The sequence below is a fragment of the Tissierellales bacterium genome, assembly GCA_035301805.1.
In the GTDB taxonomy this organism is placed as follows: domain Bacteria; phylum Bacillota; class Clostridia; order Tissierellales; family DATGTQ01; genus DATGTQ01.
The window spans coordinates 1-3060 of sequence record DATGTQ010000269.1 but is presented as its reverse complement, the minus strand read 5'-3'; the positions used below and the strand labels follow the sequence as shown (position 1 = coordinate 3060).

At 29.9% G+C, this 3060-nt stretch carries 3 protein-coding genes; all 3 read right to left on the bottom strand.

Going from position 1 to position 3060, the window contains the following annotated elements; genetic code table 11:
* A partial coding sequence (locus VK071_13330; GenBank protein ID HLR36295.1) for a hypothetical protein occupies positions 1-276 on the bottom strand: 276 nt, incomplete at its 3' end.
* Positions 277-314: 38 nt separating this feature from the next.
* The gene (locus tag VK071_13325; GenBank protein HLR36294.1) at positions 315-1580 is read right to left on the bottom strand and encodes a nucleotide sugar dehydrogenase; all 1266 of its coding nucleotides are present in this window, start codon (positions 1578-1580) and stop codon (positions 315-317) included.
* A 33-nt stretch (positions 1581-1613) separates the two neighbouring features.
* Positions 1614-2858: a glycosyltransferase family 4 protein gene (locus VK071_13320; protein ID HLR36293.1), complete on the bottom strand. Its 1245-nt coding sequence runs from the start codon at positions 2856-2858 to the stop codon at positions 1614-1616.
* Positions 2859-3060 lie beyond the last annotated feature (202 nt).

Below are 3060 nucleotides of genomic sequence, written 5' to 3'. Positions count from 1 at the left end.
TGAAAAACTCTTAAATAGAAATTCAATGAATACAGGAAGTATGATGAAAGAACTTTCTTTATATACTAAGGCATTTATCATAAAATAGGTGCTAAATATTGCTAAAAATAGCATCACATAATCTTTAATTATAAATTTATTATTTAATAGCATGATAAATAATAAACCTATTGTAAAGACTGCTACAGGCCATTGAGAATTAACCACTGAAGCTATAGGCTGTAACAGACCAAATTGGAATATATATAATGCCATAATATATGCATTTACTTTCAATCTATCTATCTTCCTTCACCTTCCCTCCACTATTAATTTTATTTTTCTCCCAATAAATTATAGTTAAAGCCTTTTTTTTCAACATCTTCTCTACTAATAAAGTTTCTTGTATCAAAGAAGTTTTTATTTCTCATTACCTCAGCCATATCATTTAAAGGTAGATTTTTAAATACATCATGGTTGACTCCTAATACTATTAAATCACTATCTTTTGATGCTTCTATTATACTGCTTTTTTGATACTTATGATTTTTAATATATGGATCATATACATTTATCTCAAAACCTTCTCTTTTATCTAGTAAATCTATTAATTCTAATATAGGACTTTCTCTAGTATCATCTATATTAGGTTTATAAGTTATACCTAAAATTGACACTTTTTTGGTGCCTTCAACATCTTTAAGGATTTCATCTATTCTATTTAACACATGTCCTGGCATATTATCGTTTGTTTTACGAGATAGTTCTATTATATTAGCTAACTCTGGATTTTTCTCTATGATAAACCAAGGATCAACTGCTAAACAATGTCCTCCTACTCCTGGACCTGGTTGATGGATATTAACCCTTGGATGTTTATTACATAGTTCTATTACTTCCCATGCGTTTATTCCAGCTTCTTCAGAGATTTTGGCTAATTCATTTGCCAAAGCAATATTTACATCCCTAAAAGTATTTTCCATAGTTTTGCACATTTCCGCTGTCGTCGCTGTCGTAAGAAATATATCTGCATTTACAAAGATTTTATACAAATCTTTTATCCTTTCGGCAGAAATCTTATTTACCCCACCTACTATCCTATTATTATTAACTAGTTCCCATAATATTTTTCCAGGTAGAACTCTCTCTGGAGAATGTCCTACATACAGTTCTTTTCCAATTTCCAGACCTGATTTTTCTAATATAGGTATTACTAATTCTTCTACAGTCCCTGTTGGAGAAGTAGACTCTAATACGACTATATCGCCTTTCTCAAGATATGGTACAATCATTTCCGTTGCGGATATAACATAACTCATATCTGCTTTTTTGTCTTCTGTTATAGGTGTTGGAACGGTTATAATGAATGCATCTGCTTTTTCTGGTTCTGTTTTTGCTTTTAAATGCCCTGACCTAACTGCTGCTTGCACCATTATATCTAAATATGGTTCTTCTATTATAGTTTTGCCTTTGGATAATGCCTCTACCACCTTCCCATTTATATCCACACCTATAACTTCACATCCATGGGTTGCAAACATAGCAGATGTTGGCAAACCAATATATCCTAATCCTATAACACAAATCTTTGGTTGATTCATAATGATTCCATCCCCTATCCTAATTTCCAAATCTTAGTTTGAAGTAATAACTTTCATAAAATCTTGGGCCACTTTTTCCGTTGTATGATATTTTTCTACATACTTTCTTCCATTTTCCCCATATTCCTTACCTAAAGTACCCATATTATTATACAAATATAAAATTGACTCTGACAGTTTTCTAGGATCATTTGGTCTAATAGTAATTCCAGCTTTTGCTTCATCAATTAAACTTCCTCTAACATTAGATGCAAATATTATAGGCTTTTCTGCTGCCATATAATCATAAAACTTGTTTTTGCTAATTCCATAGTCAAAAGCTTTCCTTTCCATTAGCCCACAAAGTAAAATATCAGATTTTTTTAAAACCAAAGGTACTGAATCTCTTTCTATTCTATCAAACATAATAACATTCGTTAAACTTTCTTTATTTATTATTTCTATTAGATTCTCTTTTTCTTTTCCATTACCTACTATAACAATTCTTATATCTTCATATTCTTTTAAATATCTAGCTGCTTTTACAAAAGTATCTAAACCTTCACTTTTTGATAGTGAACCTGTATAGGTTATACAGAAATAGTTGTTTAATACGTTGTTAAGTTCTTGGTCTAGGATATCGTCACTTTGTTGAATGTTTTCATCAAATTTATCTATATCTATACCATGAGGTATGTGTACAACTTTTTCTTTATCTATTCCATACATTTCTTCCATGTATTCATAAGCAAAAGGAGCAGTTGTAATAATACTACTAGCTAAATTATAATACTTTTCTTCTAAACGTTCAAAAAACTTAAATACAACATCTCTTATGAAACCATCAAAATCTTCATACATACTTAATGGCCATAGATCTCTTACTTCTACTATAAATTTAGCATTGTATTTTTGGCTTAATTCATATCCTGCAACCCACGCTAATGGATGAACTGATGAAGCAATAATAACATTAGGTGGTTCTTCAAATGTATGAAACTTACTTGCCTTTCTCATATAATCTATATAATTTATAAAACGGGTAAAAGTATTTTTATAGGCTGGTTTTGTTTTTAGCCAAACAAAACTAAAATCATCATTTAATTTTTTCATAACAATTTCCTGTGGAAAGCGATATACTTTTTTCCCTTGTGCATAGGAGGATGCAATAATTGTTACTTTATGTCCATTCTCTGAAAGAAGCTTTCCTATTTCATAATGCCGCCCTCCTCCACCAACATCGGGGCTACTGGCATGATGATTTAAAATCATAATATTGTATTTCTTGTTAGAATTCATTTTTTGTCCTCCATTTTACATTAATATATAAATTAATTATATCTTATTTATAATAATTATAGGATTCATAAAAATAATTGTAGTAAAGATTATCTTTCAAATCTACTCCATTTAAGACTACACCTGAAATCTCACTTCCTATATTATTCATTAGCTCTTTTCCTAATTCAATTTCTTGTATTTTTGTCTTCCTTGCTGTACA